Source organism: Blastococcus brunescens (genome assembly GCF_035320885.1).
Taxonomy (GTDB): Bacteria; Actinomycetota; Actinomycetes; order Mycobacteriales; family Geodermatophilaceae; genus Blastococcus_B; species Blastococcus_B brunescens.
Genome location: NZ_CP141261.1, coordinates 3,907,977 through 3,923,322, shown reverse-complemented (window position 1 = coordinate 3,923,322; position 15,346 = coordinate 3,907,977). Strand labels below are relative to the sequence as shown.

The window sequence follows — 15,346 nt, the reverse complement described above, 5'->3', positions numbered from 1 at the left end:
CGCGCGGGTAACGGTTCGGACAGCCTCGCGCCGGTCCGGTCGCGCGTCAGCGGATCCCGGACACCGGCGACCACTCCCCGGCGCGGGCGGTCGCCTCCTCCACGCCGGTCAGGGGCCCCGCCCGGCGGGGACCACCACCACGCCGGTCGGCGACCATGCCGAGGGCGGCCACGGCCAGCACCGCCAGCGTCGCGAGGGCGCCGACCAGGCCGACGCCGGTGAACGCGCTCGCGCTCGGATAGCCGGTCGCGGGGTCGAGGGTGGCCGCGATCAGCGTGACCGCCACGGTGCTGCCCAGGGCCTGCCCGACCGAGCGGGCGATCGAGTTGACGGCGTTGGCCACGCCGGTCTCGTCCTCGTGGACCGCCTGCACCACCAGGGCGGGCAGGGCCGCGTAGGCGACGGTCACCGACAGCTGCGTGAGCAGCCCGGCCAGGACGACCTGCCACGGTTCGCCGCGGAGGAACGCCAGGAGCAGGAAGCCGACGACACCCGAGGCGGCTCCGGCCAGCAGCGTGGGCAGCGCGCCGACACGGGTCACGACCGTTCCGGCGACCGGGGCGACCAGGATCCCGGCGATCCCGCCGGGCAGCAGGTAGACGACCGACGCCTCGAGCACCGAGGCGCCGAACCCGTACCCGGCGATCTCGGGCGGCGTCTGCACGTACTGGAGGACGGCGAGGAACGAGGCGAACAGCGCGATGCCGGTCATGAGGCCCGCGATGGTGGGTACGAGCGTGCGCCGGTCGGTGAGCATGGCGGGGCGCACGAGCGGCTGCGCCGTCCGACGCTGCAGGACCACCCATCCGGCGAGCACCACGACCGATCCGGCCAGGCACCCGACGACCCCGGGGAGGCCCAGCCCCACGCGTTGCCCTGCGACAGCGGCAGCAGGAGGAGGACCAGCCCGACGCCGAGGACCACTGCTCCCCACCAGTCGACCCGGCCGGTGCCCGACGACGGGCGGGAAGGCAGCACCCGGTGGGCGAGGACCAGGGAGAGGAGGGTGACGGCGAGGCCGATCCAGAACGGCCGCCGGTAGTCGCCGCCGTCGCCGACCAGCAGGCCGGTGGCCACCAGACCCGCCACGCCGCCGACGGCGAGGGTGCTGCTCACGACGGCCATGGCCACGCCGAGCCGGGCCTCGGGCAGCTCCCGGCGCAGCACGCTGATCGACAGCGGGAACAGGCCGTAGGAGGCGCCCTGCAGGATCCGGCCGACCAGCAGCAGCGGGAGCGACGTCGTCACGACGGCCAGCAGCGTGCCTACGGCCACCGCCACGAGGATGCCCAGGATCACCGGCCGCTCGCCCGTGAGGTCACCGAGCCGGCCCAGCGCCGGCGTCAGGACGGCCGCGGCCAGCAGGTTGGCCGTGAGCACCCAGCCGGCGGCTCCGGGGACACCTCGAGCTGGTCCTCGATCGTGCCGAGCACGGGGACGACGAGGCTCTGGAGCAGCGACAGCGTGGTGACCCCGAGGGCCAGCGCGAGGACCAGCAGGCCGGGCCGGACCGCGGTTCCCGAGGGGACGACGGGGAAGGGCGGGGCACCCGTCGATCAGACCACGGCACCGCGGACCTCAAGTTGGCTGGAGCAACGACCGATGACCGTGAAGCTGGTCACACTCCGTCAGGTGAAGTACCGAACTCGACGATTGAGACCTCCACGGACGGGGGACAGAGCCTCCCGACGACGTGCGCCGCCCCTGTCCCGGCGGCCATCCGAACTGCAGGGGAGAACGACAATGATGTTGTGGCCGGCCGTGACCCTGATCGGGTTCCTGGTACTGACGGCCCTGGTCATCGCGATGGGCACCCGGTCCACCGCCCGCTACGAGGCCGAGCGTGCCGAGACGTCCCCGGGCCTCGCCACGCGGCGGAGCCGGTGAGGGCTCCGGCCGCCGCCTGAACCACGAGTACGACAACGCGCCCCGCGCCCTCCTCAGGAGGGGCGGGGCGCTGCCATGTCGCGGCTCAGAGCCAGCGGTCGGGGGTGTCCAGGACCGTGCGGTCCAGCGACTCCAGCAGGTCGAAGCGGTGGTGCACCCGCGGCAGCTCCCAGCGCCAGAAGAACCGCGCCGCCTGGCGCTTGCCCTGGTGGAAGTCCGAGTCCGCCGTACCGGTGGCCAGGGCCTGCTCGAGCCACAGCCACGCGACGACGAGGTGCCCGGCCGCTTCCAGGTAGACGTGCGAGTTGGCCAGCGTCACCGCCGGGTCGCCGGCGCCCCACAGGGTCGCGGTCACCGCGCCCATGCGCGCCACGGCCGATTCGATGTCCGCGGCGAAGTCGGCCCACTCGGTGCCCGCGGCCCGGGCCGTGGTCGCCGTGATCGTCTCGCCGAGGAGGGCCAGGCCGGCGCCGCCCTGCATGACGACCTTGCGGCCCAGCAGGTCCAGCGACTGGATCCCCTGCGTCCCCTCGTGGATCGGGTTGAGCCGGTTGTCCCGGTAGAACTGCTCGACCGGGTAGTCGCGGGTGTAGCCGTAGCCCCGTGCACCTGGATGGCGAGGTCGTCGGCGACGGGGCCCCACTGCGACGGCCAGGCCTTGGCGATCGGGGTGAGCATGTCCAGCAGGAGGTGCGCTCTGGCTCTGTCCTGGGGATCCTCGGCCGTCTGCTCCTCGTCGACCAGCCGCGCGCAGTACAGGCCCAGTGCCATGCCGCCCTCGACGTAGGACTTCGCGGTCAGCAGCATCCGCCGGACGTCCGCGTGCTCGACGATCGGGACGGGCGGCGAGTTCACGCCTTCGGATGTCATGGCCTTGGCGCCGGCCGGGCGGCCCTGCGTGCGGGTGCGGGCGTACTCCAGCGCGTGCAGGTAGCCGGTGTAGCCGAGCACCGTCGCGCCCACGCCGACGCCGATCCGCGCCTCGTTCATCATGTGGAACATGTAGGTGAGCCCGCGGTGCTGCTCGCCGACCAGGTAGCCGACGGCGCCGGCCTGCCCGCCGGGGGTGTGCACGCCCTCGCCGAAGTTCAGCAGCGTGTTCGTCGTCCCGCGGTAGCCCATCTTGTGGTTGAGCCCGGCCAGGACGACGTCGTTGCGCTCGCCGAGCGACCCGTCCTCGTTCACCAGGAACTTCGGGACGATGAACAGCGAGATGCCCTTCACCCCGGGCGGTCCGCCGGGGATCTTGGCCAGCACCAGGTGGACGATGTTCTCGGTCAGCTCGTGGTCGCCGCCGGAGATCCACATCTTGTTGCCGGTCAGCCGGTAGGTGCCGTCGTCCTGCGGGACGGCGCGGGTGGTGATGTCGGCCAGTGACGACCCGGCCTGCGGCTCCGACAGCGCCATGGTCCCGAACCAGCGGCCCTCGAGCTCGGGGCGGACGTAGGTGTCGATCTGCTCCCGGCTGCCGTGGGCCAGCAGCAGGCGGGCGTTGCCCATCGTGAGGAAGGGGTAGGCCGAGGTCCCGACGTTGGCCGCCTTGAACCAGGCGAACACCGCCTGCCCGACGGTGTGCGGCAGCTGCATGCCGCCGTACTCCTCGTCGAAGGACCCGGCCATGAGCCCGGCGTCGGTGAAGACCTGCAGCGCCTTCTTGACGTCGGGGATCATCTCGACCTTGCCGTCGACCATCCGCGGCTCGTTCAGGTCCGCGGTGCGGTTGTGCGGCGCGAAGTGGTCGGTCGCGATCTGCTCGGCGAGGTCGAGGACGGCGTCGAACGTCTCCCGGGAGTGCTCGGCGAACCGGGGTCGCTTGGTCAGCGACTCGACGTCCAGCCACTCGTGGAGCAGGAAGTCCAGGTCGCGGCGGGACAGGATCAGCGAGGTAGCCACGACCGTGAGCGTATGCCGAGCGGGCGACGCCAGCGGCACGTCCCGCCCATTCCAACCGGTGGACCCGGGCGACCCGGATCGCTCCCGGGACGGGCCATCCGGGCCCACTGGTCCGTGATGTCAGCCCTGTGTGTTCCCGGGCCGGCCGGCGGGGGCGGGACCGACGTCGGTGCGGCCGTACCGGCGGCGTGCACGACCTGACCGGCGGCGTCGTCCGCCGGCGGTGTGCCGGCCTCCTCCGCGCGCGCCTGGATGCCCGACTTGGTGCTCAGTGCCAGCTGCGGCAGGAAGAGGAACACGAAGAACCCGATCGCCACGACGCCGGCCGCGATGAGGAACACCAGGCCGATCGTGTCGGAGAAGCCCACCTGGAACGGCAGGGCCAGCGCCGTCGGCAGCTCCTGGATGAAGGAGGTGTCGTCGAGGCTCCCTCCGCTGCCCGCCCCGAGCTGCTCGAACTGGGGGCGAGCTGGGGATTCGCGCGGACCGTGTCCTGGACGGCGCTGCCGATGTCCTGGGGCAGGCGGGTGAACAGGATCGACAGGAAGGCCGCCGTCCCGATCGTGCCACCCATCTGGCGGAAGAACGTCACCGACGACGTGGCCACGCCCATCTCCCGCGGCGAGACGGCGTTCTGCACGGCGAGGATCACCGGCTGGAAGTTGAAGCCGAGGCCGAGGCCGAGCATCACCATGAACGGCACCAGGGTCCAGACGGAGGTGTCGGGACCGACGAGGAACGACATCGACAGCAACGCGGTCACCATCAGCGCGATGCCGACCAGCGGGAAGACCCGGTACTTGCCCGTCCTCGAGATGGCGATGCCGGAGCTCATCGCGCCGGTCATGATGCCCGCCACCAGCGGGATCATCTGGAGACCGGCGACCGTGGCGCTGGAGCCCTTGACGATCTGCAGGTACTGGGGAGCAGCAGCAGGCCGCCGAACATGCCGGCGCCCATCACGATGCTGCCGATCCCGCTGACGGTGAAGGTCCGGTTGCGGAACAGTCGCAGCGGCAGCAGTGCCTCGTCCTTGTAGACCCGCTCGAAGGCGACGAAGAGGACGAAGCCGACGGCCCCGATGGCGTAGCAGATCAGCGCCCGACCGGAGGTCCAGCCCCAGAGCCGGCCCTGCTCGGCGATGATCAGCAGCGGCACCAGGAACGTGACCAGCGCGAGCGCGCCGGGCCAGTCGATGCGGTGGTCGCGGCGCTCGTGCGGCAGGTGGAGGACCCGCCAGACGACGGCGAAGGCCATCAGGCCCAGCGGCACGTTGATCCAGAAGATCCACCGCCAGCCGTCCAGACCGAGGATCGAGGACTGGCCGGCGAGGAACCCGCCGATGACCGGGCCGAGCACACTCGACGTGCCGAAGACGGCCATGAAGTAGCCCTGGTACCGGGAGCGCTCCCGCGGCGGCACGATGTCGCCGATGATCGCCAGCGCCATCGACATCAGGCCACCGGCACCGATGCCCTGCACGGCCCGGAACGCGGCCAGCTGGTACATCGAGTCCGCGATCCCGCAGAGCGCGGAGCCGATGACGAACACGGTGATGGCGAACAGGTAGAACGGCCGCCGTCCGTAGATGTCGGACAGTTTCCCGTACATCGGGGTGGCGATCGTCGAGGTGATCAGGAACGCCGTCGTCGCCCAGGCCTGCAGGTCGTAGCCCTGCAGGTCGTCGGCGATGATCCGGATCGCCGTCGCGACGACCGTCTGGTCCAGCGCGGCCAGGAACATCGCCACCATGAGCCCGACGAGGATCGTGACGATCTGGCGGTGGCTGAAGCCGCCGCTGGCGTCCGGCGCCGCGGCGGCCGCACGCGCGCCCCGGCGCTCGGCCGCGGTGGTACGGGTGGAGGTCATGCGGTCACCGTCCGGTCGGGAGCCGTGGACATGCTGTCGGGGGGCAGAGCGTCGGAGGGGAGGGTGGCCGCGATGCCGTCGAGCAGTCGATCGAAGAGTGCGGTGAACGTCTGCAGCTCGTCGTCGGTCCAGTCGGCGGTCACCTGACCGAGGTAGGCCTCGCGCTCCGCGCGGAGCTTGTCGAGCTGAGCGCGACCGGCGTCGGTGACGACGAGGTTGCTGGCCCGGCCGTCGGACTCGTCGGCAGCGCGGCGCACCAGTCCCTGCTCCACGAGCAGCGTGACGTGCCGGCTGACCGTGGAGGGGTCGGCGTGCACCAGGTCGGCCAGCGCTCCCTGACGCAGCGGGCCCAGCCGGCACAGCGGGAAGAGCAGCACGTGGGCCGCGCGGTCGCGCCCGCCCTCGGCGGCGTGCTGGCTCTTCAGGCCGTGCATCAGCCGCATGAAGCGGGGCAGCTGCTCACCGAGGACGCCCACGTCGCGGGGGACGCCCGCGGTCGGGTTGTTCATGCGACGGACCTCACGGCTCGGTGCGGATAACTATGTGCACGCTACACCTTGTTGTACGACGCATGCATCGATCCCGACCGTGCCGTCCGACACACCAGGAGGGTGGGATCCTTGGGGTGCCGGGCTTCCGGCGCCATCAGATCCCCGGAGAGGAACGCGAGCCCGACCGTGAGTGCCCCGACCGACGACCTGCGCGCTCGGCTCGCGGACCTCACGTTCCTCGACGAGCACCGGCTGCGCCGCCGGCTGGAAGGCCTGCGGACGACCCGCGACCCGCAGGCGCGGGCGCGGCAGCGCGAACGGATCGCCGCCGACATCGCCGCCGCGGAGGCGCGGATCGCCGGGCGCCGGGCCGTCGTCCCCACGGTCACCTATCCCGAGGACCTGCCCGTCAGCGCACGACGGGACGACATCGCCGCCGCCCTGCGGAACGCCCAGGTCGTCGTCGTCGCCGGCGAGACGGGCTCGGGCAAGACGACCCAGCTGCCCAAGATCGCCCTCGAGCTCGGCCGTGGGGTGCGCGGCCGGATCGGGCACACCCAGCCCCGGCGGATCGCGGCGCGCAGCGTCGCCGAGCGCATCGCCGAGGAGCTGGGCACGCCGCTGGGCGAGGCGGTCGGCTACAAGATGCGCTTCAACGACCAGGTGTCGGATTCCACGCTGGTCAAGCTGATGACCGACGGCGTGCTGCTGGCCGAGATCCAGCGCGACCGGCTGCTGCGCCAGTACGACACGATCATCCTCGACGAGGCCCACGAGCGGAGCCTCAACATCGACTTCCTGCTGGGCTACCTCGCCCAGATCCTGCCGCGGCGCCCGGACCTCAAGCTCGTCATCACCTCCGCCACCATCGACGTCGAGCGGGTGGCTGCCCACTTCTCCGGGGCGCCGATCGTCGAGGTCAGTGGCCGCACCTACCCGGTCGAGGTCCGCTACCGGCCCGTCGTGGACCCCGATCATCCGCAGGCCGACGAGGACCGCGACCAGGTGAGCGCCGTCCTCGACGCCGTCGACGAACTGGTCGCAGAGGGGCCCGGGGACATCCTCGTGTTCCTCGCCGGCGAACGGGAGATCCGCGATGCGCAGGAGGCATTGCAGGCGAGCACAGCCGAGCGGTCCGGTGAATCCATGGAGATCGTGCCCCTCTACTCGCGGCTGTCGGCCGCCGACCAGCACAAGGTCTTCGCCCCGCACACCGGCCGGCGGATCGTGCTGGCCACCAACGTCGCCGAGACGTCGCTGACCGTTCCGGGCATCCGGTACGTGATCGACCCGGGGACGGCGCGGATCTCGCGGTACAGCCATCGCACCAAGGTGCAGCGGCTGCCGATCGAGCCGGTCAGCCAGGCGTCGGCCCGGCAGCGCTCGGGGCGGTGCGGCCGGCTGGGCCCGGGCATCGCGATCCGGCTCTACACCGAGGACGATTTCGAGGCGCGGCCGGAGTTCACCGACCCGGAGATCCTGCGCACGAACCTCGCCTCGGTGCTGCTGCAGATGGCCGCCCTCGACCTGGGAGCGGTGGAGGACTTCCCGTTCGTCGACCCGCCGGACCGTCGGGCGATCGCCGACGGTCTGGCGCTGCTCGAGGAGCTGCACGCGCTCGACGGCACCGGGAAGCTGACACCCACGGGGCGGGCCCTCGCGGCGCTCCCGCTGGACCCCGCATGGCGCGCATGGTCGTCGAGGCGAACGAGCGCGGAGTGCTCGACGAGGTCCTGGTCATCGCCGCCGGGCTCACCATCCAGGACCCGCGCGAGCGGCCCATCGAGCACCAGCAGGCCGCCGACGAGCTGCACCGCCGGTTCGCCGACGAGAACTCCGACTTCCTGGCGCTGCTGAACCTCTGGCGCTATCTCGCCGAGCAGCAGGACGCCCTGAGCGGCAACCAGTTCCGGCGCACGGTGAAGCGCGAGTTCCTGCACTACCTGCGGATCCGGGAGTGGCAGGACCTGCACGGCCAGCTGCGCGGGACGGCCCGCCGGCTCGGGATGACGGTGGGCGAGCCCGCCGCCGAACCGGACGAGAAGGGCATCCACGCCGCCCTGCTGGCCGGCCTCCTGTCGCACGTGGGGCTGCAGCTGGAGCCTGGCTCGGGGCGGAGGGGCGGGCAGGAGACACCGCCGCGCGACGGGAAGCCGGGCCGTCCGGGGAGGGAGTACCTCGGCACCCGCAACACCCGGTTCGTGATCGCGCCCGGAACCCCGCTGGCGAAGAAGCCGCCGCGCTGGGTGGTGGCCGCAGAGCTCGTCGAGACCAGCCGGCTCTTCGCCCGGACCGTCGCGCGCATCGACCCCGAGACGGTCGAGAGGCTCGCCGACCACCTGGTGAAGCGCCAGTACTCCGAGCCCCGCTGGGACGCCAAGCGCGGCTCCGTGGTCGCCACCGAGCGGGTGACCTCTACGGGCTGCCGCTGGTCGTCGGGCGCCGGGTGCAGTACGGCTCGATCGACCCGGTGGTGTCCCGGGAGCTGTTCATCCGGCACGCGCTGGTCGAGGGGCAGTGGACGACGCACCACCGCTTCTGGGCCGACAACCAGCGCGCGATGGAGCAGGTCGCGGCCCTGGAGGAGCGCGCCCGCCGCCGCGACATCGGGGTCGACGACGAGACGGTGTTCGAGCTGTACGACGCCCGCATCCCGGCCGACGTCGTCTCGACCCGGCACTTCGACCGGTGGTGGAAGCACGCCCGGCGCGAGCGGCCGGACCTGCTCACCTTTTCCCCGGAGATGCTCACCAACGCCGCGTCCGCCGGTCAGGTGCGCGTCGAGGACTATCCCGACGAGGTCGAGCTCGCGCGCGGCCTCACGCTGCCGCTCTCCTACGCGTTCGCCCCGGGGACGGCCGAGGACGGCGTGACCGTCGACGTGCCCCTCGCCGTCCTGGACGGCGTCACCGAGCGCACGTCGGGAGAGTCCCTCGCCTTCACCGTGCCCGGCCTGCGGGAGGAACTGGTGACGGCGCTGCTGCGGACGCTGCCCAAACAGCTGCGCCGCGGTCTGGTGCCCATCCCCGACCGGGTGCGCGAGGTGCTGCCGAACATCGACCCGGGGAACCGCTGCTGCCCGCACTGGAGCGCGAGCTGCGCCGCGCGACGGCGGTGACCATCCCGCCGGACGCGTGGGCACCCGACCAGGTGCCCGGACATCTGCGGGCGACGTTCCGGGTGCTCGACGACCAGCAGCGGCCGATGGCGGTCGGGAAGGACCTCCAGGAGCTGCGTGCCCAGGTGGCACCGACGGCACGGGCGAGCCTGGCGCGGGCGGCCTCGGAGCTCGAGCGCACGGGGCTGACGGCGTGGACCTTCGGCACCCTGCCTGCGACGGTCGACGTCCAGCGGGGTGCCCACGTCGTGACCGCCTACCCCGCCGTGGTCGACGAGGGCACGAGCGTCGGCATCCGCGTCGTCCCGACGGAGGTCGAGGCCGACCGGCTGACCCGCCGGGGAGCACGGCGGCTGCTGGTGCTGGTCGCCGGGTCACCGGTCAAGCAGGTGGTGAAGTCGCTGTCGCCGCGTTCCCGGCTGGCGCTGCAGTTCAACCCGGACGGCGAGATCCCCGATCTGGTCGCCGACTGCGTCGACGCGGCGGCCGACGAGCTGATCGCCGCGGCCGGCGGCCCGCCCCGGGACGAGGCGGCGTTCACCGCTCTGGTCGCGACGGCGAAGGCCGAACTGCACCGCCTCACCGTGGACGCCGTCCAGAAGGTGGAGGACGTGCTGACCCAGGCGCGAGAGGTCGCGGTGGCGATCGGCGGGGCGTCGGCCCGACGGGTTCCCGAGGCCTCGGTCGCCGACCTGCGCCGTCAGATGACCGGCCTGCTCCACCGGGGGTTCGTGGCCGCCGCCGGCCGGAGGAGGCTGCCGGACCTGGTGCGGTACCTGCGGGCGATGGCCTACCGGCTGGAGAAGCTGCCGGCGAACGCGGTGCGCGACGAGCTGGCGATGCGCCAGGTCGCGGCGGTCACCGCGGAGTACGAGCAGCTGCGGGACCGCCTACCGGTCAGTGGCGCTCCCGACGACCCCGTCGCCCGGATCCGCTGGATGATCGAGGAGCTGCGTGTCGGGGTGTTCGCCCAGGGCGTCGGCACGCCGCGGCCGATCTCCGAGCAGCGCGTCTACAAGGCGATCGACGCGCTCACCGCGTGAGGGTCAGGACCGGCCGGCCTCGGCCCCGTTCTCCTTGAGCAGCGCGGAGATCCGCTGACGGGTGACGCCGAACATCGCCGCGATCCGGTTGATGCTGACGTGTTCGGACTGCAGGGCGGCCGCCTGCTCCCGGCGCCAGACGTGACCGGCTGCGGACAGCGAGGCCAGCACGGTCGAGATCCGCTCGACCACCAGCGGGCGGGGCTCGCCTGCGACGAGGTCGAGCCACGGCCGCCCGGCCTTGCGCTCGTGCAGCAGCTTGTCGGCGCGGGCCCGGGCACGGACGAGCTCGTCGACGCAGCGGTCGAGCTCGGTGACGAGGTCCTCGAGAGCGCGCGCGGCCACGTCGACGGAGGGTGGGGCCGCCGCGGCCGGAGGCATCTTGGAACCCGGGGAGCTGCTCATCTCGGTTGCACACTACCTGACTGAACGCCTGTTGCGTGCAACGGCTCTGACGCGCAATCCCCTTCCGTGCAACACGCCTGCCATGCAATGGCCCTTGCGGTTCACTCGTCGGCGTGGTTGGTTGTGCACAACGGAGTCACGCCCTTCCCGCGCGGCACGTTCGGAGCAGATCGGAACCGCGCCGTGTCCAGCCGGAACGCCAGCATCGACCTTCCCTCGATCCCGCCCAGCGTGACGGTGTCCCGGCATCTCGTCCTCGAGCTGCTCCGCTCCTGGCGCGTACCGCACGACCGGGAGGACGCGGCACTGCTGGTCACCGAACTGGTGTCGAACGTCGTCGACCACGTGGGTGGCCAGACCACCCTGACGCTCGAGCTGGCGGTGTCCGAGGATTGGCTGCGCATCGCCGTCGTCGACGGCTCCCCGGCGCGCCCCGTCGTCCAGGAGCCGTCGCTGGACCACCCGCGGGGGCGGGGATTCGGATGGTCGAGCTCATCGCCGACCGCTGGGGGACCGAGGACCATCGCGGCGGGAAGCGGGTGTGGTTCGAACTGCGGCCGCCCGGCCGGTGAGCCGGCCGGTGGTTTGCCACGGACGGCGATCGGGGACCGGCTGCTGGACGTCCTGTTCGCGACAGAGAGGAACCGCGTGATGAGCGAGCCCACCGGAGACGTGCACGGCGCCGGGGAGGGCATCTCCGACGAGGAGATGGTCGAGACCGTCGCCGGCCAGACCGACAGCGCGTCGGAGAACGCCGACACCGCGGGCAAGGACTGGGACGGCGACCCGAGCGAGGCCCCGGCTCCGACCGACCAGGCCTGAACCGTGCCGGAGCCGTCCCGCCGGTGCCCGGAGCACCGGTCGGACGGCGTCCGCGCTGACAGACTGCCGGCGTGACGACGGACCTCGCCGCGACCGCGCACCAGCCGGCCGGAGCATCGGCCCTCGCCCTGCGCCCTGCGCGCACCCTCGTCCGCTGGGGCGTGCGGCACGGGCTCCCCGCCGTCTTCCTCCGCCGCGGCGCGCGCCGCGGCGATCCCGTCGGACGGTTGCTGCGCGACCCGGCCGTTCGCGACGAGCCGTACGGGCTCTACGAGCAGATCCGGGCTCTCGGGCCGGTGTCCCCGGGCAGCATCGGGCTGGTCACCCCTCGCACGCGGTCGCCTCGGAGATCCTGCGCTCCGACCGCTTCGGCGTCGGATGGGACCGGTCGCAGGCGCCACGGCTGATCCGCTGGGCGCTGGCCTTCGGCGACGAGCTCGATGCCGCCGGGGTGGCCGAGCCGCCGTCGATGCTGGTGGTGGACCCGCCCGACCACACCCGCTTCCGCCGGCTGGTGAGCCGGGCCTTCACCCCGCGGGCGACCGCCGCGTTCGAGCCCGTCGTCCAGCGCACCGCCGACGCACTGCTCGACGCCCTCGAGCTCCGGCTCGGGCGACCCGGCGGCCACGTCGACCTGATCGACACCTACGCCGCGCAGCTGCCCGTGCTCGTCATCGCCGACCTGCTGGGCGTGCCCAGCGAGCGCCGGGAGGACTTCCTCCGCTGGGGCGCCGCGGCGCGGCCACGCTCGATCCGGGGCTGCCCTTGCGGCGCTACGTGGCTGCCGAACGCGCGCTGCGGGCGATGCACGCCTTCCTCCGCGAGCACTTCGCCCGGCTGCGCCGCGAACCCGGGGAGGACCTGGTGAGCCGGCTCGTCGGCCTCCCCGACGAGGAGGCGCTCACCGAGCGGGAGCTGCACGCGACGGTGATGCTGCTGCTCGGCGCCGGGTTCGAGACCACCGTCAACCTCCTCGGCAACGGCGTCGTGCTGCTGGACGGCCATCGCGAGCAGTGGGACGCCCTCCGGGCCGCGCCGTCCGGTTGGGACGGCGCAATCGAGGAGATCCTCCGCCACGACAGCCCCGTCCAGATCACCGGCCGCACGGCGAAGGAGGGCGGCGACCTCGCCGGACGCGCGGTCCGTCCCGGCACGCGGGTGACGGTCCTCCTCGGGGCGGCCAACCGGGACCCCGAGGTGTTCGACGCCCCCGCCCGCTTCGACGTCGGTCGCGCCAACGCCCGCGACCACCTGGCCTTCTCCGCCGGGATCCACTACTGCGTGGGCGCGGGCCTCGCCCGGCTCGAGGCCGTCGTGGGGCTGCGCACCTCAGCGAGCGCTTTCCGGCGCTGCGGATCACCGGCCGGCCGGTCCGCCGCGACCTCCGCACCCTGCGCGGGTTCGAGCACCTGCCCGTCCGCCTGCGCTGAGCAGCGCGGCCGGCGGTGCGAGGCCGGCGGTGCGAGGCCGCTCGCCCATCAGCTGCCGGGGACCAGCATCCCGGCGCCGACCGTGGCGTTGGTCGCCTCGTCCACGAGGATGAACCGGCCGGTCACCCGGTTCCGGGAGTACTCGTCCACGAACAGCGGCTGGGTGGTCCGCAGCCGCACCCGCCCGATGTCGTTGAGGCCGAGCTCGTTCGCGTCGAGATCCCGGTGGAGCGTGTTGACGTCGAGCCGGTACTGCAGGTCCTTGACCACCGCCCGTACCGAGCGCGTCGTGTGCTTGACCGCCAGCCGCGCCGCGGGCGCAGCGGCTCGTCGGTCATCCAGCACACCAGCGCGTCCAGGTCCTGCGACACGTGCGGCGCATTCGCCGGCCGGCAGATGAGGTCACCCCGCGAGATGTCGAGGTCGTCGGCCAGCCGCACGGTCACCGCCATGGGCGCGAACGCCTGCTCGACCGGGCCGCGCGGCCCGTCGATGCCGGCGATCGTCGTCGTCAGCCCGCTGGGCAGCGCCTGCACCTCGTCCCCGGGTCGCAGGACGCCGCTGGCGACGGTGCCGGCGTAGCCGCGGTAGTCGTGGTGCGCGTCGGACTGCGGCCGGATCACGTACTGGACCGGGAACCGGACGTCGACCAGGTTCCGGTCGCTGGCCACGTGCACGTGCTCCAGGTGGTGCAGCAGCGAGGGTCCCTGGTACCAGGGGTGCGCTCCGACCGGCGGACGACGTTGTCGCCGTGCAGGGCCGAGATGGGCACGACGGTCAGATCGGGCACGTCCAGCTTGGTGGCGAACGCGCTGAACTCGTCGCGGATGGACTCGTAGATCTCCTCGGACCAGTCGACGAGGTCCATCTTGTTCACCGCGACCACCAGGTGCGGCACCCGCAGCATCGAGGCGAGGAAGGCGTGCCGGCGGCTCTGCTCGACCATGCCCTTGCGCGCGTCCACCAGCACGATCGCGAGGTCGGCGGTGGAGGCGCCGGTGACCATGTTGCGCGTGTACTGCACGTGCCCCGGGGTGTCGGCGAGGATGAAGGTCCGGCGCGGGGTGCTGAAGTACCGGTAGGCGACGTCGATGGTGATGCCCTGCTCGCGCTCGGCGCGCAGACCGTCGGTGAGCAGCGCGAGGTCGACGTAGTCACCCTTGCTGGCGCGCTCGACCGCTTCGTACTGGTCCTCGAAGATGGCCTTGCTGTCGTAGAGCAGCCGACCGATCAGGGTGCTCTTGCCGTCGTCCACGGAGCCGGCGGTGGCGATCCGCAGGATGTCCTTGCGAACGGTCTCCGTCCGCGGGTGGATGCCGGGCTGGGCGGCCTCTGGTGTGGCGCTCATCAGAAGTACCCCTCCTTCTTCCGGTCCTCCATGGCGGCGTCGCTGACCTTGTCGTCGCCGCGGGTGGCGCCGCGCTCGGTCATGCGGGTCACCGAGATCTCGGTGATGACCTCTTCGACCGAGGTGGCCTCCGACCGCACCGCGGCGGTCAGGTTCGCGTCCCCGACGGTGCGGTAGCGGACGGTCTCGCGGCGCACCTGCTCGCCGTCGCGCGGCCGGATGAACTCGTTGACGGCGTAGAGCATCCCTGGCGCTCCACGACGTCCCGCGCCTGCGCGAGGTAGAGCGCCGGGATCGCGATCTCCTCGTGGAGGATGTACTGCCAGATGTCGAGCTCGGTCCAGTTCGACAGCGGGAAGACCCGGATCGACTCGCCGACGTGGATCCGGCCGTTGTAGAGGTCCCAGATCTCGGGGCGCTGGTTCTTCGGGTCCCACTGGCCGAACTCGTCGCGGAAGGAGAACATCCGCTCCTTCGCGCGGGCCTTGTCCTCGTCACGCCGGGCGCCGCCGAACAGCGCGGTGAAGCCGTGCTCCTCCACCGCGTCGAGCAGCACCGGCGTCTGGATGCGGTTGCGGGAGCCGTTGGGCTCCTCCTTGACGGTGCCCGCGGCGATCGCGTCGGGCACCGATGCGACGACCAGCTGGACACCGAGCTCGGCCACCCGCTTGTCGCGGAACTCCAGCACCTCGGGGAAGTTCAGCCCGGTGTCGACGTGCATCACCGGGAACGGGATGCGGGCCGGCGCGAACGCCTTGCGCGCCAGCTCCAGCATGACGATCGAGTCCTTGCCGCCGGAGAACAGCAGCACCGGCCGCTCCAGCTCCGCGACGACCTCGCGGATCACGTGGATGGACTCGGCCTCCAGCGTCTCCAGCTGGCTCAGCCGGTAGTCGGGCGTGGTCATGCGCTCAGGCTCCGGTGGGTCGGCATCACGGACGGCGTACCGCACCGACCAACCTCATCGTCGTGGTGCAGATTCCCGTCCAGTGTCCGCTATCGCACCCAGCACCCAGGACTCGGCACCCGGACCCCGCAGC

At 72.3% G+C, this 15,346-nt stretch carries 16 protein-coding genes and 5 pseudogenes; 9 read left to right on the top strand and 12 right to left on the bottom strand.

What is annotated here, in order from left to right; genetic code table 11:
• Positions 1 to 46: 46 nt before the first annotated feature.
• Together U6N30_RS26350 and U6N30_RS26345 are read right to left on the bottom strand one after the other, a co-directional pair.
• Entirely contained in the window at positions 47 to 817 is a 771-nt protein-coding gene (locus U6N30_RS26350) for an MFS transporter (protein ID WP_324278478.1), read from the bottom strand.
• Positions 709 to 1,380: an MFS transporter gene (locus U6N30_RS26345; RefSeq protein ID WP_324274586.1), complete on the bottom strand. Its 672-nt coding sequence runs from the start codon at positions 1,378 to 1,380 to the stop codon at positions 709 to 711. Before U6N30_RS26345 ends, U6N30_RS26350 begins: the two co-directional genes overlap by 109 nt.
• 381 nt (positions 1,381 to 1,761) lie before the next feature.
• Between U6N30_RS26345 and U6N30_RS26340 the strand changes: the two genes are divergently transcribed.
• Positions 1,762 to 1,887, top strand: a complete 126-nt coding sequence (locus U6N30_RS26340) for a hypothetical protein (RefSeq protein WP_324274585.1) — start codon at positions 1,762 to 1,764, stop codon at positions 1,885 to 1,887.
• An 85-nt stretch (positions 1,888 to 1,972) separates the two neighbouring features.
• Here the strand turns inward: U6N30_RS26340 and U6N30_RS26335 are convergent, their stop codons facing one another.
• The 5 genes and pseudogenes from U6N30_RS26335 to U6N30_RS26315 form a co-directional block, all read right to left on the bottom strand.
• The gene (locus U6N30_RS26335; RefSeq protein WP_324274584.1) at positions 1,973 to 2,530 is read right to left on the bottom strand and encodes an acyl-CoA dehydrogenase C-terminal domain-containing protein; all 558 of its coding nucleotides are present in this window, start codon (positions 2,528 to 2,530) and stop codon (positions 1,973 to 1,975) included.
• Positions 2,531 to 3,042: 512 nt separating this feature from the next.
• A pseudogene (locus tag U6N30_RS26330) lies at positions 3,043 to 3,780 on the bottom strand (acyl-CoA dehydrogenase family protein); the annotation flags it as partial.
• Positions 3,781 to 4,048: 268 nt separating this feature from the next.
• Positions 4,049 to 4,651, bottom strand: coding sequence for an MFS transporter (locus tag U6N30_RS26325; protein ID WP_324274583.1), 603 nt, complete (start codon positions 4,649 to 4,651; stop codon positions 4,049 to 4,051).
• Positions 4,648 to 5,649, bottom strand: coding sequence for an MFS transporter (locus tag U6N30_RS26320; protein WP_324274582.1), 1,002 nt, complete (start codon positions 5,647 to 5,649; stop codon positions 4,648 to 4,650). Before U6N30_RS26320 ends, U6N30_RS26325 begins: the two co-directional genes overlap by 4 nt.
• On the bottom strand, positions 5,646 to 6,158 hold the full coding sequence (locus tag U6N30_RS26315; protein ID WP_324274581.1) for a MarR family winged helix-turn-helix transcriptional regulator: 513 nt from the start codon (positions 6,156 to 6,158) through the stop codon (positions 5,646 to 5,648). Before U6N30_RS26315 ends, U6N30_RS26320 begins: the two co-directional genes overlap by 4 nt.
• 102 nt (positions 6,159 to 6,260) lie before the next feature.
• On the opposite strand from U6N30_RS26315, the pseudogene hrpA reads away from it, so the two are divergent.
• From hrpA to U6N30_RS26300, 3 pseudogenes are all read left to right on the top strand, one after another.
• A pseudogene (gene hrpA, locus U6N30_RS26310) lies at positions 6,261 to 7,808 on the top strand (ATP-dependent RNA helicase HrpA); the annotation flags it as partial.
• A 14-nt stretch (positions 7,809 to 7,822) separates the two neighbouring features.
• A pseudogene (locus tag U6N30_RS26305) lies at positions 7,823 to 8,419 on the top strand (oligonucleotide/oligosaccharide-binding fold domain-containing protein); the annotation flags it as partial.
• Between the two features lie 167 nt (positions 8,420 to 8,586).
• Positions 8,587 to 10,301: pseudogene (locus U6N30_RS26300) on the top strand (DUF3418 domain-containing protein).
• Positions 10,302 to 10,304: 3 nt separating this feature from the next.
• Here U6N30_RS26300 and U6N30_RS26295 read toward each other — a convergent pair.
• On the bottom strand, positions 10,305 to 10,706 hold the full coding sequence (locus U6N30_RS26295) for a hypothetical protein (RefSeq protein ID WP_324274580.1): 402 nt from the start codon (positions 10,704 to 10,706) through the stop codon (positions 10,305 to 10,307).
• Positions 10,707 to 10,889: 183 nt separating this feature from the next.
• Between U6N30_RS26295 and U6N30_RS26290 the strand changes: the two genes are divergently transcribed.
• The 4 genes and pseudogenes from U6N30_RS26290 to U6N30_RS34650 all read left to right on the top strand — a co-directional run.
• Positions 10,890 to 11,528, top strand: coding sequence for an ATP-binding protein (locus tag U6N30_RS26290; RefSeq protein ID WP_324274579.1), 639 nt, complete (start codon positions 10,890 to 10,892; stop codon positions 11,526 to 11,528).
• 71 nt (positions 11,529 to 11,599) lie between these two features.
• Entirely contained in the window at positions 11,600 to 11,935 is a 336-nt protein-coding gene (locus tag U6N30_RS26285) for a hypothetical protein (RefSeq protein WP_324274578.1), read from the top strand.
• 44 nt (positions 11,936 to 11,979) lie between these two features.
• Positions 11,980 to 12,396, top strand: coding sequence for a cytochrome P450 family protein (locus tag U6N30_RS26280; RefSeq protein WP_324274577.1), 417 nt, complete (start codon positions 11,980 to 11,982; stop codon positions 12,394 to 12,396).
• Positions 12,333 to 12,797 (top strand): annotated as a pseudogene (locus U6N30_RS34650) (cytochrome P450); the annotation flags it as partial. The gene U6N30_RS26280 and the pseudogene U6N30_RS34650, both read left to right, overlap by 64 nt.
• Positions 12,798 to 13,006: 209 nt before the next feature.
• On the opposite strand, the gene U6N30_RS34645 reads toward U6N30_RS34650, so the two are convergent.
• Positions 13,007 to 13,303, bottom strand: coding sequence for an elongation factor 1-alpha C-terminal domain-related protein (locus tag U6N30_RS34645; protein WP_422678146.1), 297 nt, complete (start codon positions 13,301 to 13,303; stop codon positions 13,007 to 13,009).
• A 51-nt stretch (positions 13,304 to 13,354) separates the two neighbouring features.
• Here U6N30_RS34645 and U6N30_RS26270 point away from each other — a divergent pair, with 51 nt between their 5' ends.
• Positions 13,355 to 13,540 carry a hypothetical protein gene (locus U6N30_RS26270; RefSeq protein ID WP_324274575.1) on the top strand — a complete coding sequence of 62 codons (186 nt, stop codon included), beginning with the start codon at positions 13,355 to 13,357 and terminating at the stop codon, positions 13,538 to 13,540.
• Between the two features lie 37 nt (positions 13,541 to 13,577).
• On the opposite strand, the gene U6N30_RS26265 is transcribed toward U6N30_RS26270, so the two are convergent.
• From U6N30_RS26265 to cysD, 3 genes are read right to left on the bottom strand one after another with little or no spacing between them, the layout of a single operon-like run.
• Positions 13,578 to 14,306 carry a GTP-binding protein gene (locus tag U6N30_RS26265; protein WP_324274574.1) on the bottom strand — a complete coding sequence of 243 codons (729 nt, stop codon included), beginning with the start codon at positions 14,304 to 14,306 and terminating at the stop codon, positions 13,578 to 13,580.
• Entirely contained in the window at positions 14,306 to 14,503 is a 198-nt protein-coding gene (locus tag U6N30_RS35850; RefSeq protein WP_324274573.1) for an adenine nucleotide alpha hydrolase family protein, read from the bottom strand. The genes U6N30_RS26265 and U6N30_RS35850 overlap by 1 nt, the downstream gene beginning before the upstream one ends.
• A complete protein-coding gene (gene cysD, locus U6N30_RS26255) occupies positions 14,455 to 15,213 on the bottom strand; it encodes a sulfate adenylyltransferase subunit CysD (protein WP_324274572.1) in 759 nt (252 codons plus the stop codon). The genes U6N30_RS35850 and cysD overlap by 49 nt, the downstream gene beginning before the upstream one ends.
• Positions 15,214 to 15,346: the final 133 nt, after the last annotated feature.